Source organism: Alcanivorax sediminis (assembly GCF_009601165.1).
GTDB classification, from domain to species: Bacteria; Pseudomonadota; Gammaproteobacteria; order Pseudomonadales; family Alcanivoracaceae; genus Alcanivorax; species Alcanivorax sediminis.
In genome coordinates this window covers 2,323,833-2,350,192 of sequence record NZ_WIRE01000001.1, presented here as the reverse complement: position 1 = coordinate 2,350,192, position 26,360 = coordinate 2,323,833, and the positions used below count along the sequence as shown (strand labels likewise).

The window sequence follows — 26,360 nt, the reverse complement described above, 5'->3', positions numbered from 1 at the left end:
TCATGACGGATTATGTGCTGGTGCTGTTTTACAGCCGCAATGGCAGTGTGGCCAATCTGGCGACTCAACTCGCCCGTGGCGTGGAAAGTACCGGAATGGAAGCGCGCCTGCGAACGGTCCCCCCGGTGAGCGCCGATCACGAGGCCACCGGCAAGGCGGTTCCGGACACGGGTGCTCCCTACGCTACGCTGGATGATCTGCGCCAGTGTGCAGGGCTCGCGCTGGGCTCCCCTACCCGCTTTGGCAACATGGCTGCGCCGATGAAGTATTTCATCGACCAGACCAGTGAGCTGTGGATGCAGGGCGCGCTGGTTGGCAAACCCGCAGGCGTATTCTCTGCCAGCAGCAGTCTGCATGGCGGCCAGGAGAGTACCCTGCTGTCCATGATGACCCCGCTGTTGCACCACGGAATGGTCATCGCCGGTGTGCCTTATACCGAACAGGCGCTGATCGAGACGCAAAGCGGCGGCACCCCCTATGGGCCCACCCACGTCTCCGGTACCCGGGGGGATGCTACCCTCACCGACCACGAAATTTCTCTGGCCCGGGCACTGGGCAAACGCCTCGGCCAGCTCGCCAGACAACTCAAGGCCTCATGATGATTCTTCAATTGCTACGGGCAAGCTATGCCCTGTTGTTACTGGTGGGTATTACCGGCCTGTTCAGTCTGGCACCACCCGATACCCATGTAGTGTCCACCCTGATCATCGCCCTGGTGCTTTACATCCCCTTGTTGATCATGGCTCCGGCCGTTATCTCCGGAAACAAGCGTCAGTGCACCTGGCTGTGTTTCCTGCTGCTGTTCTACTTCTGTGGCTATGCCGTGCAGCTGCTGGACCCGGCACCAGTGCGCACCCTGGCCATTGCCAAGATCACCCTGACCGTTGTGTTGTTCGTTCTGGCCGCGGTGCAGATTCGTCAGGGCCAGCATGCTGATTGACGAGCGACTCGAGATCGAGACACCGGAGGGGACGTTGCTGACACTGTCCCTGGCCGGCCCGGTTCCCCGGGCCATGGCCTATGGTATCGATCTGGTCATTCGTCTGGTGGTGTTTGGCATCCTCGCTGCGGTAGTGGGTGTGTTCGGGAATGTGGGCACCGGGATGCTGTTGATCTCGCTGTTTCTGCTGGAATGGTTCTACCCCACCCTGTTTGAAGCGTTCCGCCACGGTCAAACCCCCGGCAAGAAATTCATGGGCATTGCCGTGGTGCACAGTAACGGCACCCCTCTGAGCTTCAATGGCAGCCTGATTCGCAATCTGCTGCGTACCGCCGATGCCTTTCCCCTGTTCTATTTTCTGGGCTTCATCTCCACTCTGATCAGCCCACGCTTCCAGCGCCTGGGCGACATGGCCGCCAACTCCGTCGTCATTCATGTGGAGAGCAGCGCCAGCGCGGTGAAGCCCGACGACAGTAGCGCGACGCCTCCGGACTGGCCCCTCAGCCGTGAAGACCAGCTGGCATTGTTGGCCTTTCAGGAGCGTCACGCGCAGTTCTCGGAGCCTCGCCAGCAGGAGCTGGCCCAACTGGCGTACCCGGAACTCTCCCCCCCGCTTGCGCTGCAGCGCCTGAAAGGGGTGACACGATTCCTGGTGGAGGGCGCCCGATGAAACAGGCCCAGTTCGAACAACGATACCGGCCTGTTTGGGAATCCCTTGAGGATCAACTCAAACAGCTGGAGGCTCTCCATGTCAGCCGCCGCAAGGCACTGCCACTGGACCAGTTCGTTACTGATTACCGGCAACTCTGCCATCAGCTGGCCCTTACCCGTGAGCGAGGCTACAGCCTGGAGCTGCAGCAGTATCTGAACAATCTGGTGTTGCGGGCCCATCGGCAGCTGTACCGGTACAACCCACCGCTGGCAGATCGTATCGGTGACTTCCTGGCCCGTGGGTTTCCTCAAGCCGTGCGGCGGCAGTGGCGCTGGCACCTGGTCAGTGCGCTCAGCTTTGTGTTGTCCATCGCGCTGGTCTGGATCCTGGTGCACCAGCAGCCGGATATGGTCTATACCGTGCTGGACGAAAATTCCCTCACCGATATCGAGATGATGTACCAGCCCAATGAAGACGGCGGTAGCGACATCGATATTGGCCGCGGTGGCGATGACGACGTGATGATGTTCGGCTATTACATCAAGAACAATATCGGTATTGCCTTCCGCACCTTTGCCGGCGGCCTGCTGTTGGGCGTTGGGGCCATTATCGTGATGCTGTTTAATGGCAGCTTCTTTGGCGCCATAGCCGCGCACCTTATCAACGTAGGCGGCGACGAACCCTTCTTCACCTTCGTCATCGCCCATGGAGCCCCGGAACTGACCGCCATTGTGCTGGCGGGAGGTGCCGGGCTGAGACTCGGCTGGGCGATTATTGCGCCCGGCCCCTATACCCGCCTCAATGCGTTGCGACTGGCTGCGAAAGACAGCCTGCCAACCATGTACGGGGTGTTTGCCCTGCTGTTGCTGGCCGCCTTTATCGAGGCGTTCTGGTCACCCCGGGATTTTGAGCCGGTGGTGAAATACAGCGTGGGCGCCGCCTGCTGGGGCCTGTTGTATCTTTATCTTTTGTTCGGGGGACGTCATGGAACTGGAAAAGGCTAGCGCCCGACTGGCTCCGCGCAGCCCCTGGCAAGCCGTGGACATGGGCACACAGATGTTCCGCCGCTGGGCCTGGCCCACGGTAAAGATCTGGCTGGCATTCACACTGCTTCCCTTTGTCCTGCTGTTGTCGGTTGCATGGACTCAGGAGGTGTACTGGCCCATGGTGCTGTTCTGGTGGCTCAAGCCCGCCTGGGAGCGGCCACTGCTAGCCTGGTACAGCCATGCCCTGTTTGCCGAGGAGCTTACCCTCAAACAGCTGTTCAAACGCTGGAAGCAGTACGCCCTGCCCGGCCTGTTCGCCCAGCTCACCTGGCGACGCCTGAGCCTGGCGCGCAGTTTCAACACCGCCATCTGGCAACTGGAAGGCGCCCGGGGCGAACAAGTCAGCCAGCGACACCAGGTGCTGCATCGCTCCCCATCCAACCGCGCGGGTATGCTGACGATCATCTTGCTGCATATCGAGCAGTTCATGGGCTATGGCCTCATGGCGCTGATCTACACGCTGGTGCCCTGGCAGTTCAACCTGGAGCTCAGTGACTGGTTCTTCGAACAAAGCCTTCTGCAAACCGTCATCGCCACCTGCTGTCTGTATCTGGTGCTCTGTATTACTGAACCCCTCTATGTAGCTTGTGGCTTTGCCCTGTACCTGAACAAACGCACCTGGCTGGAAGGCTGGGATCTGCAGCTCGGCCTCACCCGTATTGGCAGGCGTCGCGCTCCTGCCGGCGCAGCAGCAGCCTTGCTGATCGCCCTGCTGGCCACGCCCTTCAGTGAACCCGCGCAGGCCGCGACAAATGACGTGGATGCCATGCACAGCGAACAGCAGGAAGTCATCGAGCTGTTGGCTGGCGAGGACTACATGCCCTTCGAGACCCGCACCAGCCGGGAATGGAAGGACCGCGATGAAGACGCTGAAAACAGTAGCTGGTGGCAAGAGTTCTGGAAGGCGTTTTTCGACCGGGCCGATGACCAGAGCTCCAGTTCCCGCAAGCCATTCTCTATTCCGGATAATCTGATCTGGGCAGTATTCTGGGCGCTGTTTGCCGGCATCGTGTTGTGGCTGTTGATGAAGGTCTCGTCGCAACTGGGCTTCGCGACCCCGTCCCGCAAGCGCAAGCACGATATCCCCACTCATGTGGCCGGCCTCGACATCCGCCACCAGAGCCTGCCTGACGACATCGCTGGCGCGGTGGAGAAAGCCCTGGAGGACAGGGATATCCGCACCGCCATGTCACTGTTGCTCCGCGTCAGCCTGGCTACCCTTCTGCGCGAATACCCCGTTCCTCTCGCTGCCGGCAGTACCGAACAGCATTGCCTGCGCACCCTGCAACGAGAGCATGGCAACGCCACGGGTATTGATGTGCTCAAGCCGGTGGTCGATGCCTGGGTGCGCACCGCCTGGGCCCATCGCCCAGTGACTGAAGAGGAGGTGCGCAGCCTCCTAGGCCAATGGCAGGCCGTGCGCTTCGTGGAGGTGGAACATGGCGACCCTGCGTAAGTGGTTCCCCGCGCTACTGGCGCTGACGGTACTGGGCCTCTTCGTAACCTGGTATGCCCTGACCGAGCCCGTCACCACGATCCACCGGGTCGCGCCGGACAGTGCGGTCCAGCGCGATCCCTTCCATGCCGCCCAGGCCTGGCTGAACCAGCGCGAGCAGCCCACCCGACGCATCCTCAGTGCCGCGGCCCTGTTCCCCCTGCCAGACGTGGACACCACCCTGGTGTTCGACAAGCAACGCGGACTGATGACGCGCGATCAGGTAGACACACTGATCAACTGGGTCATGGACGGTGGTGATCTGATTGTGGCCGCCCGCCCCTTGCCGGAATCCCGTGACGAAGGCACGGCCACCGACGAGCAGTGGCGTGACAATGATCCCCTACTCTACCCGCTGGGCATTACGGTCTGGGAAATCGAGGACGACGACGAATTTCAGGTACTGGAGGAAGATCCGCTGATCGCGTTGTTGGCAATGATGCCTGTTTTTGCCGGCGATCCACTGCAGTACTGTATGGAAAGCGACAACGAGGACCTGCGCGCCACCTGTGAATCCCTGTTCTGTGATGCACCGGAACAACCGGAGACCCTGGAACTGCACTCGGATGATGACATGCTGCCGCGGCATATCCAGCTCTACAGCGACCATGTGCTGTGGCACGACAGCTGGGATGAAGAGGACGATATTGAGCCCCATCGCGAGTGGCACACCGAGGTCATCGCCTACGCCGACAATGAACACGGCAGTCAGCTTATCCAGCTCTCCCTTGGCGAGGGCCAGATCACGGTACTCACCGATCTGAGCCTGTGGGACAACGAACACCTGCTCTATTTTGATCATGCCTGGCTGCTGGCCTGGCTGGCCGGCGATGACGGCGTCTGGTTTGTGCGCTCCGTGGCCATGCCACCACTGTTGCAGTGGCTGTGGCAGCGCGCTCCGGAGCTGATACTGGCGTTACTGGTGCTGCTCGCCCTGTGGCTGTGGTTACGCATTCCGCGGCAGGGGCCACTGCAGCCCGTGGCAGACGATTCCCACCATGACTATCTGCAACACCTGCATGCCAGTGGCTACTTTCAATGGCGTACCGAGCAACAGGACAACCTGCTCACCGCACTCCGACAGCAGGCCTCTGCCCGCCTGCGCGGATATCACAACAACGATGAAAAGGCGCTGACACTGGCTGCCCGGGATCTGAACTGCCCCGCCGGTGAATTGCACAGTGCCCTCAATGACACCCCGCAGACCCGTGACCAGTTGATCCATCAGGTCCGGCTGCTGCAAGCGTTAAGGAGCAACACATGAGCCAACCCAACACCCTGCAGGAAGCCGCTACCCTGGCCAGCGACATCGAACAACGCCTGAACCAGGTGCTGATTGGTCAGCAGCAGGTCGTCCGTGAAGTGCTGATCGCGCTGATTGCCGGTGGCCATGTGCTCATCGAAGGGGTACCTGGTCTGGGCAAGACCCTGTTGGTACGCAGCCTGGGGAAGGTACTGGAGCTGGATTTCAACCGGATCCAGTTCACTCCGGATCTGATGCCCACGGACGTCACCGGCCATGCCATGTACGACCAGAAGACCGAGCAATTCCGGATTCGCCGCGGGCCGGCCTTTACCCAGCTGCTGCTGGCAGACGAGATCAACCGGGCCCCGGCCAAGACCCAGGCAGCCTTGCTGGAAGTCATGCAGGAGCGTCAGATCACCATCGAAGGCAAGGCCTTCCCCCTGAAAGAACCCTACATGGTGCTGGCCACCCAGAACCCTCTGGACCAGGAAGGCACCTACCCACTGCCGGAAGCGGAGCTGGACCGCTTCCTGTTCAAGGTCATGATCGACTACCCGGATCATGGCGATGAGACCCGGCTGGTCAACATGGTGCTTGACGGTACGATCCACGCCAGTCTGGACGTGGATAGCCTGACTCCTGCCACCGACGGTGCCGGCCTGATGGCCATTCGCAAGCTATGCGATAGCATCCTGATCGACCCTGAAGTGCTCGACTACGCCCTGCGCATTGTACGTACCACCCGTGATTTCAGTGGACTCAGCCATGGCGCGAGCCCCCGGGCCAGTATCGCACTGGCGCGGGCAGGCCGGGTTCAGGCGCTGGTCGAAGGCCGGGATTTTGTCACGCCTGATGATATCCAGCAGGTGGCCCGCCCGGTTCTGCGACACCGGATTCAGCTCAGCGCCGATGCCGAAATTGAAGGGCAAACACCGGAAACGGTGCTCGGTCGCCTTCTGGAACAGGTGGAAGCGCCGCGCCAATGAAACCGGCCCGCCGACTACTCCAGATTGTCGCGATATGGGCGACACTGGCACTCCCCTTGATCTGGCTGGATTCCACGGGTCTGGTGACCCTGTGGTGGGCCATCGGCGGCGTGGTGCTGGTCATCAGTTTGCTGGATGGCTGGCAGTTGCGACGACAACCCGCGCCGGTAGCTCAGCGGATTCTGCCCAGCGCGCTCTCCGTGCAACAACCTCATCCGGTACGTATCCGGGTCAGCTCGGAGAGCCTGGCCAAAGGCACTTTGCTGGCGGATCGCCACCCCGGTGATGATGCCCATACCGGCTTGCCATGCCGTATTGATCCAGCCCGGGAGGAACTCACCGAGCTTGTCTACCCCTATCGACCCAGCCGACGCGGCCCTACCCGTTTTGGGGATCTGGAGTTCTGGGTACCCAGCCGGCTCGGTCTGTGGCATGCGCGCAAAACGATCCCGGCCCAGTGCACCGTACCGGTCTATCCGGATTTTTCGCGGTTGCATGCATCCAGCCTGGATGCCAGCCATTCCTATCTGTTCAGCGGCAGCCGCTTGCAACCCCGCCGGGGTGAAGGGATGGAGTTCCATCAGCTGCGCGAGTACCACGCTGGCGACAGCCTTCGCCAGATTGACTGGAAAGCCACAGCGCGGCGACGGACCCTGATCAGCCGCGAATACCAGGATGAACAGAATCAACAGATCCTCCTGATGCTGGACGGCGGCCGACGCCTGGCCATGCCGGTGGGTGAGCTGACAGGGTTTGATCACGCCCTGAATGCCGCGTTGCTGTTGTCATGGAGTGCCCTCAAGCAAAAGGACAAGGCAGGCGCCATGCTGTTTTCCGGTGACCAGCCGCGCTGGCTGCCCCCGGTTCAGGGCCAACAGGGCATTAACCACTTGCTGAATGGGCTCTACGATCTGCACCCCAGTGAGCATGCCAGTGATTTCAGCCTTGCGGCCCGGCAACTGCTCAAGCACAGCCGCCGCCGCGCCCTGGTGGTACTGATTACGCGCCTGCAGCAGGAAGACCGTGACGACCTGATGAGTGCCGTCAGCCTGTTACGCAAACATCATCTTGTGCTGGTGGCGGATATGCTGCTTCCCGAGCAGGTGCAGCTTGCGCGCACGCCGGTGGACGATTTTGATGGCGCCCTGCAAGTCTGTGCCGATGCTCAGGAACAACAGGACCGGCAACAACTGCATACCCGCCTGCGCCATGCCGGCGCCCTGGTCACCGCCACCACGCCGCAAAACATGCCGGCGCAACTGAATCACTTGTACCTGATGCTCAAACGCAGTGGGCGGCTGTAAAGACAGTTTCGAGTTGCGAGAAGCGAGTTGCGAAAATCAAAACACGCTAATCCGCAGTGCATACGCTTTTGCCTTTCGTAACTCGTAACTCGAACCTCGTCACTCTGTCTCGCTCGATTCGCACCTCAAGTGGTGCTCCTACAGCACAGAACGCTCCTTTCCCCTGATCCGGTCGACCTTCGCTTACGCAACATCAACCCCGCCGGGGGTGATAAAAAGGCCCCATATGTTAAGGTGAGCCAACAAGGGAACCACTGATTACAGTTTTTGTAGTATTCGCGGTGTGAGACAGCAGTTGAGATCTGACGGTCATCACGCCCTTGTTTTCAAGGCCAGGCCTTGTCCGTCAGTGCGCAGCGCAGAAGCTATGGTTCCCGGTAATGGCATCCCCCAAATCCGGAAAGGAGCTTCCAATGTCAGAGTCTGCCGAGCAGGAAATATCGTCCAAGCCGGGCATACACGACACCATCAATCCCCCTGTTTTCTACGGTTCACTCGCCATCATTGTAGGTCTCGTCCTGTTTTCTGTGGCTGCGCCTGAAACAGCCGGGTCCTTTTTCAACGGTCTCAAGCTGGCAGTCATTGAAGATGCTAGCTGGTTCTATGTGCTGACCGTGGCCATCATCATTTCCCTGGTTGCCTTCCTCGGTATCAGCCGGTACGGCGAGATCAAGCTGGGGCCAGATCACTCCGAACCGGATTACAGCTACGGCTCCTGGTTCGCCATGCTGTTCTCGGCGGGCATGGGTATCGGTCTCATGTTCTTTGGTGTGGCGGAGCCGGTGATGCACTTCACCAGCCCTCCCATGGCTGATCCGGGTACCGTGGCGGCGGCCAAGGAAGCCATGCGGGTGACCTTTTTCCATTGGGGACTACATGCCTGGTCGATCTACGCCATAGTGGGCCTGATTCTGGCCTACTTCAGCTTCCGCCGTGGCCTGCCGCTGACGCTCCGTTCCGCCCTTTATCCCATCATTGGTAAAAAAATCTACGGCCCTATTGGCCATGCGGTGGATATCTTTGCCGTGGTCGGCACCGTTCTGGGCGTCGCCACATCACTGGGCTTTGGGGTGCAACAGGTGAATGCCGGCCTGCACTACCTGTTCGATTTACCCGTCAGCGATACGGTGCAGGTAACACTGATCGTGGTGATCACCGGGCTGGCGACGATCTCTGTGGTCACCGGTCTGGACGCCGGGATTCGCCGCCTTTCGGAACTGAATCTGGCGTTGGCGTTCCTGCTGCTGGCCTTTGTCCTGCTGCTCGGCCCCACCATCTTCCTGCTCAAGACCTACATGCAGAATGTGGGTTCCTATCTTTCTGAGCTAGTGAGCATGACGTTCAACCTGTATGCCTACCAACCCAAAGTGGACGGCGGACCGCAAGCCTGGGTGGGGGGCTGGACCATATTCTACTGGGGCTGGTGGATTGCCTGGTCGCCTTTTGTGGGGTTGTTTATCGCGCGGATCTCCCGTGGCCGCACCATTCGTGAATTCGCCATGGGCGTCATGTTTGTGCCTGCGGGTTTTACCCTGTTCTGGATGACGGTATTCGGCGATTCAGGCATCAGGATGATCATGTCTGATTCCTTCGCTGATCTGGGGCGCCTGGTGAATGAAGACATGTCAGTGGCGTTGTTCCACTTTCTGGAACAGTTTCCCTTCTCAGGCTTTATCTCCGGTGTCGCTACCTTGATGGTGGTGGTGTTTTTCGTAACGTCATCGGATTCGGGCTCCATGGTGGTGGATATGCTCGCGTCAGGTGGTAGAGATGACACCCCCGTCTGGCAGCGCGTGTTCTGGGCCAGCTCTGAAGGGGTGGTCGCTATTGCATTGATGCTGGCAGGTGGGCTTGGTGCCCTGCAATCGGCCACCATCGCAGCGGCTCTCCCCTTCTCCGTGGTACTCCTCGTCGCCGCCTATGGTCTGCTGCGTTCCTTGAAGATCGAGAATATTCGCCAACGCAGCCTTGCTGCCGCTTTGTCACCGCCTCCGGAGGTGCATGTGGGCCATCAGCGCCCCCAGGGAAGCGGAGGCTGGAAATCACGGCTGAAAAACATGGTGAACTTCCCCCTGCGGGTTCGGGTGCTGGAGTTCCTTGAGGTCACCGTGAAACCAGCGCTGGAAACCGTAGCCAAGGAACTGGAGAGCTACGGGCTCAAGGTCGAAATTCGCCATGAGGATGACCGGGCCTACCTGGAAGTGAGCCATGGCAAGGAAACCGACTTTGTCTATGGTGTCCGGGTTCGCGGCTATACCCGTCCCTCCCTGACCATCCGCCAACTGGATCATGCGAAGAAGCATGCCGACAAGGACACCTACTATCGTGCGGAGGTTTTCCTGCAGGAAGGCGGTCAGGACTACGATCTGATGGGTTACACCAAGGACCAGGTGATTGTGGATGTGCTTGATCAGTACGAGAAGCACATGCACTTCCTGCATATGATGCGTTGAGAGACGCTACATGCACCACGCTTCACGCAACAACGCGATCATGGGTTGTTGCTGGCTGAAGACATGGAGGCCGCGCCTGTGAAGGGTGCGGCCTTTTTTGTGGTCGCTCTGCGGCTCCATCACGCAACACGCGGCATGCAAAACCGGGAGAGCCGCACTGTGGAAGCGGTGGCTCCACCGCGAAATCGCGCGCACATCACGGTCGCACCCAAAGGGCATAACAGACGACCGCTCCTATAGCGGCAATTGGAAGGTTTGTTGCAGGGCTTGAGACAAGGGAATCGACTGGCGCTGATAGCGGCCCGCCAGGGCGTCGCACCAGAGGGCGACACGATCGGGAAGACCCTGCTGCAGCAGGGCCTCCGCCCGTGCCCGGACCATCACAGCGAAGGGCCGCTCATCACCGCCATCACCATTCAGGTTGTCCAGCGACACCCGGAAGTCATGCCCACATGAGGCGCAAAACAGGGCTTCATAGGCCTGGGGGAGCACTTCCACGCTAGCAAACTGTGACTGCTGTTCGGCATTACGGCCGTCCGGCGCATACCAGTAGCCATAATCCACCTGCGCACGACGGGCCGCCCCCGCCACGCACCAGTGAGCAATCTCGTGCAGGGCACTGCGAAAGTAGTCATGGGTATAACAGATTCGGTGGGGACTGCCGGGTAAATAGACAGGCTCCGGAGCTCCACCCTCCAGCACGGTGGCAAAATCCTGAAAAAAAGTGGCCCGAAAAAGCGCCTCAAGGTCGGCACTACAGTGCACCTGCCCCCCGCTTTGGGTTATGGTAGCGAGCTTTCTCAGGTCCTGGTTCTCACCCATAAGATTCGTCGCGCCTATGTCTTCCCGCCGTCAGGAGTTTACTGCCCAGCTTACGCTCGCCCTGCCGATCCTCGGCGGCCAGCTGGCCCAGACGGCCAATGGTTTTGTGGACACCTTGATGGCCGGACGTGTCAGTGCCAATGATCTGGCCGCCGTTGCCGTGGGGGCCAGCATCTGGGTGCCCCTGTACCTGTTCATGACCGGGGTACTGATGAGTGCCACCCCGATCCTGTCTCGCCATCTTGGCGGCGAAGCTTATCATCGTATCAACCCTCTGGCCCAGCAAGGCATCTGGCTTGCCATGGGGCTCGGGGTACTGAGCGCCCTGATTCTACGCAGTATCGGCCCTGTTCTGGTGTGGATGGATGTCGACCCGGCAATAAGGCCCATGGTCACCGGCTACCTGGATGCCCTCAGCTGGGGGATGCCCGGTGCGGCACTGATGTTGGCTATGCGTAGCTATACCGAAGCCATGAACCACACCCGGCCGGTACTGCTGATCAGTGTCATTGGCCTGTTAATCAATATCCCCAGCAACTATGTCCTGATTTACGGCAAGCTGGGCTTCCCGGCCATGGGGGGCGTGGGCTGCGGCTGGGCCACGACGCTGGTGATGTGGTCAATGGCCTTGATGATGTTGATCTACACTCATCGCCACCCGGTGTACCAACACGCGCCCCTCAACCTGCGGCAGCGTTACTTCGAGGTCCCCAGCCTTGGCTACATGCTGCGGCTAGGTTTGCCGGTCGGGTTGAGTATCTTTTTTGAAGTCAGCATCTTCGCGGTTATCGCGCTGTTGATCGGCAGCCTGGGGGCTCACACTGTGGCCAGCCACCAGATCGCCCTGAACTTCACGTCGCTGATTTTCATGATTCCGCTGAGCTTTGCTATCGCCGCCACGGTTCGGGTGGGCCATGCTCGAGGCAGGAATGACCAGACCAGCCTTCGTCACGCAGTACAGGTGGCCCATATGATCACCATAGCCATTGGCTCCGTAGCCTCCCTGTCACTGGTCCTGGCGCGACACTGGATTCCGCATATCTACACCGAAAACCAGGAAGTCATCGAGTTGGCCACCTACCTGCTCCTGTTTGCGGCGCTTTACCAGATCTCTGATGCCCTGCAGGTCTGTTCGAATGGCTGCCTGCGTGGCTTCGAAGATACCGGTTGGCCCATGATCATGACCCTGTTCGCTTACTGGGGCGTTGGCCTGCCAATGGGGTATGCCCTCGGTCTCACCACCTTGTTTGGCGACCCCATGGGGCCAGCAGGCTTCTGGATTGGGCTGGTGGCAGGCCTTACCGTTGCCGCCATTCTGTTGGGGCTGCGGCTAAAATGGCGGATGAAACAGCCCATGCCGGCTTCGCAACCTGCACCGGCCAAAGAGCCACAGAAAGCAGCCTGAGGCAAAAGAGCGTGACCTGGAATCAACGTATTCACCAGCCACTGATCTCACCCCGCCATTTATCCCGCTAACCAACCACTCTTCATGTCACTTTCACGACGACTTGCATGGATTTGGCTGACAGGCTAAGTTGAATTAACGGTCGCCATGGCATGTGATCGTGCCAGCACCCTGCCGGGTGTAACACTATTGGCGACCCTCTAGGACACGTACCGGGAGGTGCCCATGACTTCGGCTCACCGGCAACACCCTGGCGGGAACAGCAACGTTGTTCCTTTCTCTCCACGTCGCAAAGCGGCACAGCCCCCTATACTTCGCCTGTCACCGGAATACGATGGCATTGAGCTGCTCTATGCCAATGACCAGCACCCGGACACCCTCTTCTCGCTGAAAATTCTCGCCTGGGCAAGACTTGCCAATGGTGACACTGTCGCCATGGTTCCCTGGCTGAAAAACCCGGTCACCGCCATGGCGCTGGCAGATCCACTCAACGGTCGCTGGGAAGGCTACCGCCTGCCCGATAGTGATTACCTGTTTGTGGATGCGCCGGAGTACAAGGTGCAGGAGCTGGATGCCGCCATCCGCTTCTTTGGCAAACCACGTCCCGGTCAACATACAGTGCAGGAAATCCCGGACACCATTGGCACCCACGCCGTATTCTCCGCTGACGAATTCCACACCATCAGCTTGATGGAAGTAGTGAGCTGGCGGCTGGACGCGGACGGAAAACTCACCGCCATGGTGGCGGAGGAAAGTGACCCGGTGGAAACACCAATCCTGCCGGGGGCTAAATGCCTTGTGTCGGCTCAAGAGAAAGAGGATTTCCGCTACTTTTTCCAGCACGGCATCGCCAACAAACTCAAGGAACGCGACCCGGAAGCCCTGGCGGCAGTGGCTATGTTGGCGACAGAGCGGTGACGTTAATTAATAGTTAATAATGAATAATTAATAACGTCGCGAGACGTGTTTTCGTGTTTTGAAACGAATGAGGCCGCGCCCAGGATTTGGGCGCGGCCTCATTGGCTCCAGATCAAACCATCGCAGGCCCGCGACGTTATTAATTATTCATTATTAACTATTCATTGCTTCTTACGTATCCAGTAAACATACAACTCTCCCTCTACTTGCTGCCCTTCCAGGGTATGGCCCAGAAACTGGCAGAATTTGGGGATATCACGTTCGGTGGAAGGGTCCGTCGCCCTGACTTCGAGAAGCTCTCCAGGTGCCATGTCACGCACCTTGTTATGCAGCATCATGACGGGCTCAGGACACAACAGGCCGGTGGCATCAAGGTGGTGCTGGGCTTCCATGGGGACTCCGTTGGGTCTGGATGGCCCGCCATTATAACGATTGTGGCGCGATTCGCAGCTGAAGGGGCCGGTAGAAACGAGACGCGCCACGACCTCAGACACGCCCCTCTCTCCCAAAGCTGCTAACAGGATCAGGGTGTCTCGGCACAATTGGGTTGCGGTGACGTGCCTGACAGGACCTGTTCCAGGAACTGATTGACCCCGGGATTCCCGCGGTAAACCAGATTGATGTGGCGAATCACACCGCTACTGCCCTGGGTATCCATGGGCACCCAGGTCAGTTCAACCCCCTTGGCACAATACAGGTTGCGAAGATCCTTCGCCTGCCCAAAGGCCACCAGACCATCTTCCATTTCATGATATTGGTAGACCGGCACATTGATGGTGCCGTTGCCTAACTGATTTTCTGCGATGCGTTCAAGCCGGGGGCCAGTCAGCGGATTGATATCGGTGACATCCGCAAGTGAAAGCCCTTGAAAATCCTGCAACAACTCCAGGATACACATATCGCTAACCATATCCTCCACTGCCTGCTTTCCCGATGCATTCAGGTAAGGGTCGAGGGATAACTCCGGATAGAGGTTATCCTGGCCCAGCAAGGCATAGAGAAGTACCCCAAATCCTTCCTGGCCATTCAAGGGTAAAGCGACCTGCGCCAGATTCGCGGGAACGCCTCCAGCCACGACCCCGCGTAAATCAAGTTCAGGGGCATAGCTGTCGATCATCTGCCCGGCCCACATGGCGGCAGCGCCACCCTGGGAGTAGCCCCTGAACATTACCGGCGCATTACTCGACAATGAAACTGCCGGCATACGCTGTGCGGCACGGACGATATCAAGCACCGCTGCCCCCATGGAGCGGCCAATAATATAGGTAGTGGACGGTTCAGGGTGATAGCCCACGTAATCCGTCACGGCCACGGCATAACCGCTTGCCAGCATGTCGTTGATGGCGGGCTGCTCGTAGTAGGCGCCCTTGTTAATCATCCTTGAGGGGGCACAACGAAAGGCAGGCCCCGCTGTGCCCGGAGCAATGGCAATAATGGGCATGCCCTGAGTGGGCAACCCTTTCGGAACCAGCAAGGTGCCCGAGACCGCCATGGGGTTACCCAACCCATCCGTGGACAAATACATCAATTGCCAGGCCTCAGCCAGCGCACGAGCAGAAGGTGGCCCCGCCTGAGCAGAGCGCCACCTGATGATATCCCCCGGCGAACCAGCAGGTAACGGTACGGGTGGCACGTAGAAGCTATCATCAAGAGTGGCGGCTGCCGTTGAATTACACGGAAAGGCCATCACAAAGCCTGCCAGAATAAATGACCGCAAAGCAGGGCCAAAGCCCCTCTCGCGTGCCCCTCTTCCGCGAGCAAGACAGGGAACGCAGAGCAGAACCATAGGGGCAAAGAATAGTTTTAATGACATGGCTCAAAGCTCCCCTGTCAGGGTGATATTCATGTGGTTATCCATTCCGGATATCAACTGATTGATGGCGCTGGTGAGAAGACCGCAGTCAGTAAAAGGCGGAAGCTCAAATTGCCCTTCCAACGGCCCACCACCGTTCAACGAAAAGTTCCCGTCCCCGGGGGTGGATAAGTTCAGCATTACCGGCGACTGAGACTTGCATTGCCCCACCCCTGAACTGGAAATCGGCAGCCCAAACATCTTCAGCCTCGCGTTCTGTAATTGCACTTCTGTGGACTGCCGGAGTGTCAGGCTATCATCACTGATCGAACCGTCAGCCTCACCCTGGGGATGAAAGGCCACATCCGCTTCCAGAGTTAGCGTGTTAAAAAAGCTGATAACCTTGACAATAAGCCGGGCTGAATCAAAAACCATATCCCCAGCTATATCCGTGCTACCCGGTTCGACTGCCAGCACCAAGGTTCCTGACAAGGGCAGGTCGCTGTGTTGATTGATAGTGGCCTGCCCAATAAAAGGAAACACCGCGTCTTGTGAAGTTTCTTCATCAACGATGATGGTGTGCAGCAGCCCGGTCTGTCCGCTATCCAGACTACATTCACTTTCAAAAAAACCGAGCCCAGTCGGGTTCGTGTTTCCATCCAGCGGCTGCAATTGCATGACCAGATCACCAACAACAATATCCACTTCACCTGTGTTAGCGGTGGTAAAGCTCAGCGAAGGTGTTTGCCCTGAGGCAGACACACTGAATGCTTCCTGGCTGTCGGGTAACGCCTTGCTCGGAATTTGCATGGGAATCACCAATGGCAAGGTAAGTCCAGGGGCGGAGATCACGCTGGCCGCATTCACTTTACCCGATAACGTCTTTGAGCCAACGAAGTGAAGGCCATTCCAGGCATCTGCGCTGACTGTCGCAACCGCATCGATATTGAACACACCACTCGCTTCCCCTGGAGCCAACCTTTCGGGCATGTCTGAAGTAATCGCAACCTGCATGGATTGCTCTTCGATAATCGGGAAAACACAGGTGTAATCCAGGGTCGCGTCAACAGGAACGGCCGATACGATACCGGGTGAAAAAGTCATTGCTGCTGCCAAAAAGGCGGTATGAAAACCATCAAATCGATGTTGTTTTGTCATGGTGTATTCCATAAAAAACCGCCGAAACCAGCTCGTTTGTGAAATGACTTGGGCGGTATTTTGGCGTTGCGTAAATGTGAATGCTGTGCCCTTTCGGGCACAGCAAAAGACCTTAGAGGGATAGTGCCCTGATGAATCAGGGCACCTTCACCCATTACAGATCAGGGGTGAGAGACAGGTTGATGGTGTTGCCACTGCCAGCCATGAAGACATTCAGCAGATCGGTCAGACCACCACAGTTCTCGAGAGGCGGCAGGTCATAGGTGCCTGCCAGGCTGCCACCTGCACCCAGCGGGTCAAAGGTTTGACCTTCCGGAGTTTGCAGGCTGATGGATACCGGCTCGGAAGTGCGGCATTCGTCACCACCACCGACTGGCAGCGGAAGACCAAACAGCTTCATCTTCACGGACGGCAGCTTGATATACATCTCGGTGTCAGCTGACAGGGTGCCATCGGTGGCCAGAGTACCAGTCGTCTCACCTACAGGTTCGAACTCGATGTCAGCCTCAGCAGTTACCAGCTTCCAACCCCACAGAATCCTGAAGCTGCCACTGGTGGGCACCAGGCTCAGATCGGCTGTGAACATACCGGTAGCAAGATCCAGCACCGCATCAATGGCACCACTCAGAGAGACATCCCCGTAGGCCTTCTTGATATGAGTGCTGCCTGCCAGACCATAGGCGACTTCAACGCCACCAGAGCTGTTGGAAATACCGGAACCAGTCAGATCTACAACAACACTGGGCGCGTTTGGATCGTTGGACGCGATGGTCAGAGTAGCCGCCTTGGCGCCTTCGCCCGCCGGGGTAAAGGTCAGATCCACCGTACAGGAAGCATCAGGAGCCACATCAACACAATCATTGCTCTGGAAGAACTCGCTGGCGTTGGCGCCACCAACAGCAACGCTGTTTACAGACAGCACCGCAGTACCTTCGTTTGCAACGGAAACGCTCATGTTCTTGCTGGAGCCCACGGTGACGGAACCAAACGCAACCGATGCGGGATCCACGACCACAGACGGCTCGGGTGCCAACACACTCTGTCCGGACAGTGCGACCTCAACAGTCGGGCTGTCTGGGTCGTCAGACTGAATAGACAGCGATGCGCTACGGCTACCCTCACCGGTAGGCATGAAGGTGACATCAACCGTACAGCTTTCACCGGAGGCCAGTGTGGTGCAGTTGTTGGTCTGCATGAAGGAACCAGCATCGACACCATTGAGTGCAATGCCGTTGATACCCAACGCAAGACCACCCGTGTTTTCAATGGTGATTGACTGCATTTCAGTCAGACCACCCTGAACCTGCCCAAAGTCAACACTTTCGGGGTTCACGGCAATGTTCTGTTCACTCGCGCCGGAGGTCACTTCGAACGAATGCAGGAGGTTGGTCACACCGTTTTCAGCCATTCGGGCCTGATCCATTGTACAGTCAACCAGAAAAACTTCCGGGTTGTTGGGATCATGCCAGGCAGAACCAAAGTCTACATAGGTGCCATCGGCCTTGCGGGCAATCATGGCCAGAGTCATGGACTCTTCCACAAAGATGTCAACTGTGCCCACATTACTTTCCATGAAAGTCAGTGATGGCGTGTCACCCGTTGCTACCAGATCAAAAGGACCGGATACGCCAGAAATATCCGTAACCGGAATATTCAGGGGAATGGTGAGAGGCAGATTCAAGCCCGGAGCACTTACCGTTGAATCTGCTTCTGCGGTACCTTCGATGGAAGTTGCCCCAACAAGGCTGAGGCCCTGCCAGGTATTCCCTTCTGCGGTGGCAGTGATATTCAGGGTAAAGGCACCGGTGGCTTCGCCCACACCAATGCTTTCAGGCATATCGGTCTGGATGTCGGCCGTCAGCGGCTGCTGACCGATCAGTGGGTAGGTACATTGAAAATACATGTTTGATTGGACAGGGATCGCAGAAGCAGCACCACTGGCAGCCATCATGGCTGCAGCAGCAAGCGCTCGCATCTTCAACGGGCCCATTGTCGTTTTTTCGGGGGTCATGACTCACTCCTCGTATTGATTGTTATCAATATTGGTTGCATCGCTTTAGTGAGATATCGTCCTGGATCTCACCATCGATTCATGTACCCACTACTTCACAACAGGAACACTCAGGCAGGTGTTGCACTGCTCTCAGGTACATTGAGTCATTATTAGGAAGCCCTTTTTTCTATCATTGTCAGGAATGACGTATTCCTTGTTAAAAGGGACAGCTGTGATCGCTGACACACATGCGAAGAGACCGCTTATTCATTAACAAGCAGTAGGCAGTGAAGTTTTAATCTCAAGAAAAGAAAATATCAGGAAGGTGTTGAAGAAAATTTTCGCCGGGTATCTCCCGGGGTAACGCCGGTCCAGCCCCGGTATGCTTTGGTAAAACTTGCCTGATCGCTATAACCCAGCACTTCGGCAATCTTGTTTAATGGCATGGACGTTTCTTTCAGGTACCGCACGGCAAAGGTCTTTCTCACTTCATTTCGAATATCATGAAATGATACCCCCGCCATTTTAAGGTGATAGCGCAAAGACCGGGCGGACATGCCCATCTTCTCACCTACCCGTTCAAGCGTGCCCTCTCGCCCAGGGTAGCGGGATACGAGCTCACGTACCCTGGCCGCGGTTTCCATATGCTCATTACGTTTTACCTCGTCTCGAGATCGGGCGCTCGCAAGGTAATAGGAAAGCTCCTCATTGCCGTCTCTCGCTGGCCTGCCCGATAAAGGCAATACAACCTGATTCTGGGACGCGGAGAAGGATAAACGGGCATGTGGTGCCAGCCGCTTCCAGTTTTCATCGTCATGGGAAAATGCGAAGTCAAATTCGAAATAGAACCTGCGGCAAATCAAGGAAGTCAGCGCATAAATGCTGCCCATGTAAACCTTGACGAAGAATGGGCGCAGGTTTCCCAGATCCCAGACATCGATTAGCGCAATGCGGATTTCTTCACCACTACAAGACACTTTCATGTCCAGAATCGGCAGAGAAACCCGCAAATACTGCACTATCATATTGGCGAGATCGCGAAAGTCTTTTTGCTTGAGCAAGGCAAACCCCAGCAGCCCATGCCCTTGTAAATCCAGCATTTTTCCAAACTCAAACCCAGCCAGGTCATCATCAATAAAGCGCTGGGAGGACTCCATTAGCTTGGTGAGCTGGTTCATGCTCAACAACGTGTTGACGGAGCCCGAAAGCACATCCTTCAGCCCTGTTCCTTCCAACAGGGCATCACGGCTGATGCCTCTATTCTCCATAAACTGAATAAATCGTTCCGCATAGAGATCGGAAACCAGTGGAACTTCATAAGCCATGCTGTTGATTTTGAACATGCCTGTTCCTCGCCCTGGTCGTTATTTTTTATATTTCAGGGCCTCAATCCCTCCAGAAATCCAGAAGGGAATGGGCAACCTGCGTCCCTGCAGGCTCAATGTCGATTCACCCTTCACAGGGTGAGACAGAAAAGCGAACACAACTAATATTATCTTCTTAATTTATCCAGGCATTTAATGCTCAAGTGCAAACCCCTCTTTCGTTCATGCTTTTAAAAAAACCGTTCAGAGCGAAAAGATACTAGCGCCGTTTTTTTATTTTTATCCAGCCGCTGACCGCTAATGACAAAAAGCTCTGTCAATTCTGGCCGTTTCAATGGGTCGCAATTCAATTTCCGTGACAGGCGTCAAATTTCATTTTTATATCGCTTTCGTATGAACAGCATTTACCAGACTCTGCTTCACTGGGATCCAGGCCAAAAACAATAACGACAGGAGCAATCTTGATGACTTCGCTAAAACACGGCATTTATCTGGGTCTGGTTTTTATGACCTCATTCCTGGTCTTTTTCATTGTGTTAACGCCAGCAGGCATTGTGACGGCGTACCTCTCTTCCGCTGACAAGGACAGCAGTCCGCGACCTGAACTCTACGGCTTGTGGTGGCACGGAAAGGGCGTCTTCGATATCGAAAACCAGAAACTCTCCATTCGCTGGGAGCTGGACTGGCAAGGTCTGGTGCCAGGTCTTAGTCTGGTTATTGGATCAGGGGATGTAGAGGCGAGTGGCTGGGTTGGCGCTGACTGGGGAGAGTGGCGCCTCGCGGACTGGGAGGCCCGACTTCCAGCAGAGGTCATTAACAGCTTCCTGCCACAAGGCAAAGCCAGTGGAATGATGGCGATTACACTGGATGAACTGCACCTCGCAAACAATACCATTACGGCCGCAAGCGGGTTGATCCGTTTTGACGGCGGGCAAGTATCGCTAGGAGAAGGGATGGAGCTTACCGTACCGCCGATCCACGGTACCCTGGCAATGGACAAGGACAGCCCTGTACTGGCCGTGAGCGGACCGGAGGAACAACCCCTTGCCACCGCACGCCTTAGCGGCAAAACGTTAAGCTTGCAGGTATTTCGGGCCTTCCCGCTTCTGCTGGAAATGAGCGAGGGTGGCGATGCTTCAGAGGTCGTTTTTAGTACACAACACGATATCGATCTATCCGGTGGCTACGCTGGCTGACAGCCTTGGTGGCTGCCAACGCCAGGCCAATGGAATGATCATTCCTACCAGCAACGCAGCCAGCAGGAAGTGCCCGTCGTAACCCAGCCACGCTGCACTGAAACCACTCCCCAACGTGAACAGGCCCACTGCAAACAGGCGTACTGAAGCCTGCATGGAGTAATCGCTTCCTTCGTGGCCTTCACGGCAGTAATCCATGATCAGGGTAAAAAACGCCACGGTGGAAAGCCCATCAGTGAACTGTTCAAACAGCGCCACCGGCCAGACCCAAGCCATGGCCTCGTAATGGGCCAGGAGCGCCCAGCCAGCGAAAGCCAGGGCCTGCAGCACCGCGAAGCAGAACAAGGCGGTGCGATGGGCCATGCGGATCATCAACAGCCCAGCCATGGCGGCCCCAGCCAACCCAGCGAATGAAATCACCAGATCCAGGGTGCCAATCTCCACCAGGCTCCAGCCCTGATCCACCAGGAAGGGATTGATCATGCGCGTGCCGAATCCATCCCCTACCTTGTAGAACAACAGCAGGAACAGCCACAGCCCCATGCCAGGACGCCGCCAGAAACGGGACAATTCCCTGAGCCACCAACGGAAGCTGGCCTGCTCACGCTCACGGGGCGGCTCAACGGGCTCATCGAACCGGGTCACCTGAACCAGCACCAGCATCATGCCAACGATCACCAGTCCCAGTGTCGTTTTCCACCCCCACCAACCCACCAGAATCAGCAAGGCGCTGCTGCCGACCATCATGCCAATCTTGTAGCCATTGACCTGAATACTGTTGCCCAGCCCTCGCAAGGCCGGAGGCAACATCCGGGTAGCCAGCCCGTCCGTGGCGATGTCCTGGGTGGCGCTGAACAGGTTAAGGAGGAAAAGGAGCCCCAGCAAAAGTACGAAGCCCGGCCCCAGCAACCACTTCTGCGGGAATAGCGACACCACGAAAACGACCGCCATCACGGCGATCAGGCAGCCCTGAATCCAGCGCTTGCGATGATCAGGACGCCCTGCACCCCAGCGATCCACCCACGGCGCCCAAATGAATTTCAGCGCCCAGGGAATGGCTGGCAACGCCAGAAAGCCAATCCACTCGGTGGGCAGGCCCGCATCGCGTGCCAACGCAGGCATCGCCTTGACGAGCATGCTCACAGGCAGTGCCTGGGCAAAGTAAAGTGCGCCCAACGTCGCGTAGAGGCCCAGGCCCGGCCGCGCAGTCATACTTAATAATCCCGCTGGTAGCTGGCCCACACCGTGATTTCTTCACGGTCATAGTAGAGGTGTGCCGCCTTGATGATCACCTCCCCTCTTTCCGGGTGGCGCTCCATGGTCGTGGCCAGCTTTTCCAGCAATTGCCAGACCTCCTGGAAACGCCGTTTCATGGGCAGTTTCAGGTTAAAAAGTGCCGCCTTGCTCCAGCCCTGATCCAGCCACTTCTCCATCTGCTGCAGGGTTCGGGCAGGCTTGTCCACCACATCACAGACCACCAGATCCACACTGGTTCTGGGCCGCCAGGTAAAGGCATCACCGTAGATATGCTGTACCGGATATTCATCCAGCAGGCGGGCATTCAATTTGCCGTGATCCACCGCCTGGACCTTGATGCCACGGCGGGCCAGCTGCCAACTCCAACCGCCTGGCGCGGCCCCCAGGTCCACCGCGGTTTTGGCAGTGAGTGCCTCGGTGGTACCGAAGAAACGCAGCAGCGCCTCTTCCACTTTCAGTGCCGACCGGCTGGGCGCTTCTGAGGGTAACTTGAGGCGACGCACCCCACCCTCAGCCAAAGGCACCTCCAAGGGACTAATGGTGACCCAGCCATTGTGCGAGTCACTGAAAAACAGATGCACACGGTTCGCTGCCTTGCGGCGCAGCAAGCCCGCCTTTTTCAGACGAGGCTCAAGGGCTTTCCTGAAGCCTTTGAGAAAACGCTGCATTTCTCGCCCGTCGTTGGTGTCCGGGTGATCAAGAAACACCTCCCCAAAAGGCGCAGCTGCTTCCAGCAAGGGCCACAGAGCACTGATGCGATCATCACCGATATCCATGAACTCGCCGATCCCGAGACTCAGGCTACGGGCAAAGATCAGGCCACTGTGCAACAGTGGCGCCATACTGCCCTGCTGGCTGTGCCACAGCACATAACCACTGTTGCCCGTAGTGCGCGGATACCCCGCCACCATCTGCTCTGCCGCATGAAAGTTAAGCTCAGCGGCAAGATCCGCCTCAAAGCCCGGGCGGCACAGTGCCATAAGGGTTTCCGTGCCGGTGTTCAAGAAGTCGCTGGGCATGTCGGTCTCACGCTGGTTACAATACAAGGCTGCTACATTGTCCTTATCACAACGGCTGGATCAATAATGAAAACAACACTGCCGCTGACATTGGCGCTCGTTGGCGCCCTGATTAGTCCCCTGCACGCCGAAGAAGAGCTGGCTCCGCCGGACGTGGATTTCTTTGTTCAGGCCCAGATGACCCAGGCGGACATGGATCCCTATGGCTTCGATACCGCCGATGGCCTCACTATCAATATCGGCATGTGGCTGAATAGTGTCGATCTGGGTGAAAAGTCCCGCTTTGGCCTTGAGGGCGGCTTCGTCACCCAAGGGGATGTGGATGAGCTCAATGAATTTATCCGCTCACCCACCGTCTCTGAGACCGGTGCCGGCGCTGACTCAGTCCGTGTACGCCAGGAAGAGTCTCTGGAATTAAGTGGTTTCACTGCCGGTGTTGTCTGGCAAAGCCCCTACTGGCTTTACCTCAAGGCGGGAGGCTACCTCTATGACCTCAAGCTGGACAATCGCCAGCAACGCATCTTGCTGAATGTAAACGGCGACACGGTGACCACCGTTAATGATGCACCGCAGAGCGAGAGCCAGTCAGGCCTTGCCCCCTACGTTACCGCAGGCATCGCCATTCCCGTGCTCGACCGACTGTCCCTGACCGCCCAATATCAATACACCAATCTGGAGTCCGAGAACTTCGGCACCCTGGGTATCGGCCTGAGATTCACCAACTAAACGCAACAGGCTGCACGCTCACGGCGTGTTACGTGCAGCCTGTTGCCAGATGCGTTATTTAACGAACACCACGGTCTTGTTGCCGTCAACAATCACCCGGTCTTCCAGATGCCAGCGCACAGCGCGCAGCATGACCTGACGCTCCACATCCTGCCCCAGCGCCTTCAGTTCGTCCGCAGAGTGACGGTGGCTGACCCGCTGAACGTTCTGTTCAATAATCGGTCCCTGATCCAGATCTGCGGTGACGTAGTGACTGGTGGCACCAATCAGTTTCACGCCCTTGTCGTGAGCCTGCTGATAGGGGTTGGCGCCCACGAAGGCCGGCAGGAACGAGTGGTGGATATTGATCACCCGGTGTGGGTAGTGAGAAACAAATTCCGGGCTGAGGATCTGCATGTAGCGCGCCAGCACGATCACATCGACCCGGCCTTCCAGCAGCCGCAGCGCCTCCGCTTCAGCTTCGGCCTTGTTGTCCGCTGTCACAGGGATGTGATGGTACTCAATACCGAAACGTTCTACCTCGCCGCGCAGGTCATCGTGATTACTGATCACCAACGGGATCACCGCTGGCATATCACCGCGGGAAGTGCGCCAGAGCAGATCCATAAGTACATGGTCATGCTTCGATACCAGCACCGCCATGCGCTTCTTCTCGCTGGCATAGCTAATCTGCCACTGCATGCCATAAGGCTCGGCCACACGGCTGGCGAAGTTGCTTCTCAGCGCATCACGAGAACAGTCCAGATCCGGGGTCTGAAACTCCAGACGCAGGAAAAAGGTGCCGCCATGGGCATCACTGGAATGCTGATCAAAATCGGTGATATTGGCGCCGTGATTGAACAGGAAGGTGCTGACTGCACTGATGATGCCCGGCTTGTCCGGGCAGGTTACCAGCAGTCGCGCCGTGGTGGCGTCGGTCATGGTCATGTCAGGTCCTGATACAGGTAGCAGCCGGGATCACTGGCTGACACCAAAATGTTCCTTACGATAGCTGGACGGGGTTTTTCCGGTCCACTTCTTGAAGGCTCGGTGGAAGGAGCTGGCTTCACTGAAGCCCATCAACAGGGCAATCTCGTCGATACTGAGTTCCGGCTTGGACAGGTAGTAGACCGAGGCATCCTTGCGGATGGAATCCTTGATCTCCTGGTAGCTGGTATTGGCTTCCTTGAGTCGCCGACGCAAGGTCTGCGGGGTCATGTTCAACTTGCCGCAGATTTCCGTGAAATCCGGGAAGCTGTTGCCATACTCATTGGAAATGATGGCTCGAATCTGGGCCGGCAGTCCCACGTTATGGATATTGCCATCGAACAGCTGAGCCAGCGAATCCTTGAGAAACTTGGACAAGGACAGCTCGTTCTGAACCAGCGGCAGGTCCAGAAATTCCGACTTGAACGTTACTGAGTTCTCGTGCGCTCCGTATTCAATCAGGCAATCGAACAGGAAACGGTGCTCTTCGTCATTTTGGGTATCGGAGTAGTCGAGACGGACCTCCTGGGGCTCAATGGCCTTGCCCACCAACCAGCTCATAAAGCGCAGCCAGATAAACAGGGAGGCCTCAATGATCACCTCACGAAAATCCAGGCGCGGGTCAGCATTCACCACCAGGCGCGCCATCTCTCCGTCTATCTCAACGCCAGTACGGGAGCTGAGCTCAAACAGGTCATAGAAACGGATACCGCGCTCAATCGCTGAACCCAGATTGGGACAGTTGATTACCGCGTGCGCCATCATGGAAAAGGTACCGGGTTTGGATTTACGACCCTGGCCAAACCCCAGGAACTCATCCTGAGTCTGCTCCATGATCAGGAGCATCATCTTGATAAACACATCGCGCTCGATTGTGGCGTCCGGATCTTCCAGAAGCTGGCGGGGAATACCGCATTTATCGAGTAACTCTGGAATGCTGGCACCGGATCGAGCTGCCCCCTGCAACAACTTGACCACTCGATTGATATTGATCGTTCTGCGATGGTACATCGATCAGCCTGTCCTCTACCGTCCAATGCGCCCGTTCAGCATTATTGTCAGCCGGGCTGCTGTTGCTCATAGAGCCTTGAGCCGCCAATAATAAAGAAAATGCAGGCAATTGACATACTCTTGGGAAAAACGCCTTTTGCGCGGGTAACCATATCCTTTTCGAGGGCCGACTACCGCCGAATGTTGCAACTTGTCACACTAATTGCCGCGGTCGTCATTATGCGCTCTTGTGCTCAAACCCCGCTTCAGATAAAAACACCACATGCGCATTCTCGTTGTAGAAGACAACAAGGCGGTTAGCCTGATCATCTGCCGTATCATTGAGGAGCTGGAGCATGAATATGTGCTCGCAGCCGACGGTGAGGCCGCTCTGCGCCTGTTTCGCCAGCGCGAAGTGGATCTGATGATTCTGGACGTGGAGCTCCCCGTTCTGGACGGCTTTAGTGTTGCTCGTGAAGTGCGCAACGCTGACAGTCATATCCCTATCCTGTTCATCTCCGGCAATAGCAGCGAAGCCTACCAGCAGCAAAGTCTGGATGCTGGTGGAGATACCCTTATGGCCAAACCCATCCGCCCGAGTGAGCTTCGCCGCTGGCTGGAGGGTTACCTGGCCAAAGCCAGCTAACCAAACCGCGCCATGACGGGGCCTG

At 57.3% G+C, this 26,360-nt stretch carries 24 protein-coding genes; 14 read left to right on the top strand and 10 right to left on the bottom strand.

Features of this window, described 5'->3' with window-relative positions; translation table 11 throughout:
* Window positions 1–2: 2 nt before the first annotated feature.
* The 9 genes from wrbA (at window position 3) to GFN93_RS10635 (ending at window position 10,122) form a co-directional block, all read left to right on the top strand.
* Entirely contained in the window at window positions 3–599 is a 597-nt protein-coding gene (gene wrbA / locus GFN93_RS10675; RefSeq protein WP_153501078.1) for an NAD(P)H:quinone oxidoreductase, read from the top strand.
* Window positions 596–940: a DUF2069 domain-containing protein gene (locus GFN93_RS10670; RefSeq protein WP_235901793.1), complete on the top strand. Its 345-nt coding sequence runs from the start codon at window positions 596–598 to the stop codon at window positions 938–940. Before wrbA ends, GFN93_RS10670 begins: the two co-directional genes overlap by 4 nt.
* Window positions 930–1,610, top strand: a complete 681-nt coding sequence (locus GFN93_RS10665; protein WP_153501077.1) for an RDD family protein — start codon at window positions 930–932, stop codon at window positions 1,608–1,610. Before GFN93_RS10670 ends, GFN93_RS10665 begins: the two co-directional genes overlap by 11 nt.
* Window positions 1,607–2,596, top strand: coding sequence for a stage II sporulation protein M (locus GFN93_RS10660; protein WP_153501076.1), 990 nt, complete (start codon window positions 1,607–1,609; stop codon window positions 2,594–2,596). The genes GFN93_RS10665 and GFN93_RS10660 overlap by 4 nt, the downstream gene beginning before the upstream one ends.
* Window positions 2,577–4,094, top strand: a complete 1,518-nt coding sequence (locus GFN93_RS10655) for a DUF4129 domain-containing protein (protein WP_153501075.1) — start codon at window positions 2,577–2,579, stop codon at window positions 4,092–4,094. The genes GFN93_RS10660 and GFN93_RS10655 overlap by 20 nt, the downstream gene beginning before the upstream one ends.
* Window positions 4,078–5,397: a DUF4350 domain-containing protein gene (locus GFN93_RS10650; RefSeq protein WP_153501074.1), complete on the top strand. Its 1,320-nt coding sequence runs from the start codon at window positions 4,078–4,080 to the stop codon at window positions 5,395–5,397. Before GFN93_RS10655 ends, GFN93_RS10650 begins: the two co-directional genes overlap by 17 nt.
* A complete protein-coding gene (locus GFN93_RS10645; RefSeq protein WP_153501073.1) occupies window positions 5,394–6,365 on the top strand; it encodes an AAA family ATPase in 972 nt (323 codons plus the stop codon). Before GFN93_RS10650 ends, GFN93_RS10645 begins: the two co-directional genes overlap by 4 nt.
* Window positions 6,362–7,669: a DUF58 domain-containing protein gene (locus tag GFN93_RS10640; protein ID WP_153501072.1), complete on the top strand. Its 1,308-nt coding sequence runs from the start codon at window positions 6,362–6,364 to the stop codon at window positions 7,667–7,669. The genes GFN93_RS10645 and GFN93_RS10640 overlap by 4 nt, the downstream gene beginning before the upstream one ends.
* Window positions 7,670–8,082: 413 nt before the next feature.
* Window positions 8,083–10,122, top strand: a complete 2,040-nt coding sequence (locus GFN93_RS10635; protein WP_153501071.1) for a BCCT family transporter — start codon at window positions 8,083–8,085, stop codon at window positions 10,120–10,122.
* A gap of 234 nt (window positions 10,123–10,356) precedes the next feature.
* On the opposite strand, the gene GFN93_RS10630 is transcribed toward GFN93_RS10635, so the two are convergent.
* Window positions 10,357–10,887 carry an elongation factor P hydroxylase gene (locus GFN93_RS10630; protein WP_328594526.1) on the bottom strand — a complete coding sequence of 177 codons (531 nt, stop codon included), beginning with the start codon at window positions 10,885–10,887 and terminating at the stop codon, window positions 10,357–10,359.
* 73 nt (window positions 10,888–10,960) lie between these two features.
* Between GFN93_RS10630 and GFN93_RS10625 the strand changes: the two genes are divergently transcribed.
* Entirely contained in the window at window positions 10,961–12,349 is a 1,389-nt protein-coding gene (locus tag GFN93_RS10625; RefSeq protein ID WP_153501069.1) for an MATE family efflux transporter, read from the top strand.
* Window positions 12,350–12,574: 225 nt separating this feature from the next.
* A complete protein-coding gene (locus GFN93_RS10620) occupies window positions 12,575–13,267 on the top strand; it encodes a hypothetical protein (RefSeq protein WP_153501068.1) in 693 nt (230 codons plus the stop codon).
* A gap of 161 nt (window positions 13,268–13,428) precedes the next feature.
* Here GFN93_RS10620 and tusA read toward each other — a convergent pair whose 3' ends face one another.
* The 5 genes from tusA to GFN93_RS10595 form a co-directional block, all read right to left on the bottom strand.
* A complete protein-coding gene (gene tusA / locus GFN93_RS10615; RefSeq protein ID WP_153501067.1) occupies window positions 13,429–13,659 on the bottom strand; it encodes a sulfurtransferase TusA in 231 nt (76 codons plus the stop codon).
* Between the two features lie 131 nt (window positions 13,660–13,790).
* Entirely contained in the window at window positions 13,791–14,954 is a 1,164-nt protein-coding gene (locus tag GFN93_RS10610) for a lipase family protein (RefSeq protein WP_235901791.1), read from the bottom strand.
* A gap of 129 nt (window positions 14,955–15,083) precedes the next feature.
* Window positions 15,084–16,217, bottom strand: coding sequence for a DUF6801 domain-containing protein (locus tag GFN93_RS10605; RefSeq protein ID WP_153501066.1), 1,134 nt, complete (start codon window positions 16,215–16,217; stop codon window positions 15,084–15,086).
* Window positions 16,218–16,371: 154 nt separating this feature from the next.
* The gene (locus tag GFN93_RS10600; protein WP_235901789.1) at window positions 16,372–18,228 is read right to left on the bottom strand and encodes a choice-of-anchor D domain-containing protein; all 1,857 of its coding nucleotides are present in this window, start codon (window positions 18,226–18,228) and stop codon (window positions 16,372–16,374) included.
* A 299-nt stretch (window positions 18,229–18,527) separates the two neighbouring features.
* Window positions 18,528–19,553 (bottom strand): AraC family transcriptional regulator, encoded by a 1,026-nt coding sequence (locus GFN93_RS10595; RefSeq protein WP_153501065.1) that lies wholly within the window; start codon window positions 19,551–19,553, stop codon window positions 18,528–18,530.
* A 446-nt stretch (window positions 19,554–19,999) separates the two neighbouring features.
* Here GFN93_RS10595 and gspN point away from each other — a divergent pair, with 446 nt between their 5' ends.
* Window positions 20,000–20,731, top strand: coding sequence for a type II secretion system protein N (gene gspN, locus GFN93_RS10590; protein WP_153501064.1), 732 nt, complete (start codon window positions 20,000–20,002; stop codon window positions 20,729–20,731).
* Here the strand turns inward: gspN and GFN93_RS10585 are convergent.
* Together GFN93_RS10585 and rlmM are read right to left on the bottom strand one after the other, a co-directional pair.
* The gene (locus tag GFN93_RS10585; protein ID WP_153501063.1) at window positions 20,708–21,943 is read right to left on the bottom strand and encodes an MFS transporter; all 1,236 of its coding nucleotides are present in this window, start codon (window positions 21,941–21,943) and stop codon (window positions 20,708–20,710) included. The two genes, gspN and GFN93_RS10585, sit on opposite strands and share 24 nt — an antisense overlap.
* A 2-nt stretch (window positions 21,944–21,945) precedes the next feature.
* Window positions 21,946–23,007 (bottom strand): 23S rRNA (cytidine(2498)-2'-O)-methyltransferase RlmM, encoded by a 1,062-nt coding sequence (gene rlmM / locus GFN93_RS10580; RefSeq protein ID WP_153501062.1) that lies wholly within the window; start codon window positions 23,005–23,007, stop codon window positions 21,946–21,948.
* Between the two features lie 66 nt (window positions 23,008–23,073).
* Between rlmM and GFN93_RS10575 the strand changes: the two genes are divergently transcribed.
* The gene (locus GFN93_RS10575; RefSeq protein WP_194285790.1) at window positions 23,074–23,733 is read left to right on the top strand and encodes an outer membrane protein; all 660 of its coding nucleotides are present in this window, start codon (window positions 23,074–23,076) and stop codon (window positions 23,731–23,733) included.
* 54 nt (window positions 23,734–23,787) lie between these two features.
* Here the strand turns inward: GFN93_RS10575 and purU are convergent, their stop codons facing one another.
* Together purU and GFN93_RS10565 are read right to left on the bottom strand one after the other, a co-directional pair.
* Window positions 23,788–24,660, bottom strand: coding sequence for a formyltetrahydrofolate deformylase (gene purU / locus GFN93_RS10570; RefSeq protein WP_153501060.1), 873 nt, complete (start codon window positions 24,658–24,660; stop codon window positions 23,788–23,790).
* Window positions 24,661–24,690: 30 nt separating this feature from the next.
* The gene (locus GFN93_RS10565) at window positions 24,691–25,710 is read right to left on the bottom strand and encodes an AraC family transcriptional regulator (protein ID WP_153501059.1); all 1,020 of its coding nucleotides are present in this window, start codon (window positions 25,708–25,710) and stop codon (window positions 24,691–24,693) included.
* A 262-nt stretch (window positions 25,711–25,972) separates the two neighbouring features.
* On the opposite strand from GFN93_RS10565, the gene GFN93_RS10560 reads away from it, so the two are divergent.
* Entirely contained in the window at window positions 25,973–26,335 is a 363-nt protein-coding gene (locus tag GFN93_RS10560; RefSeq protein WP_153501058.1) for a response regulator, read from the top strand.
* Window positions 26,336–26,360 lie beyond the last annotated feature (25 nt).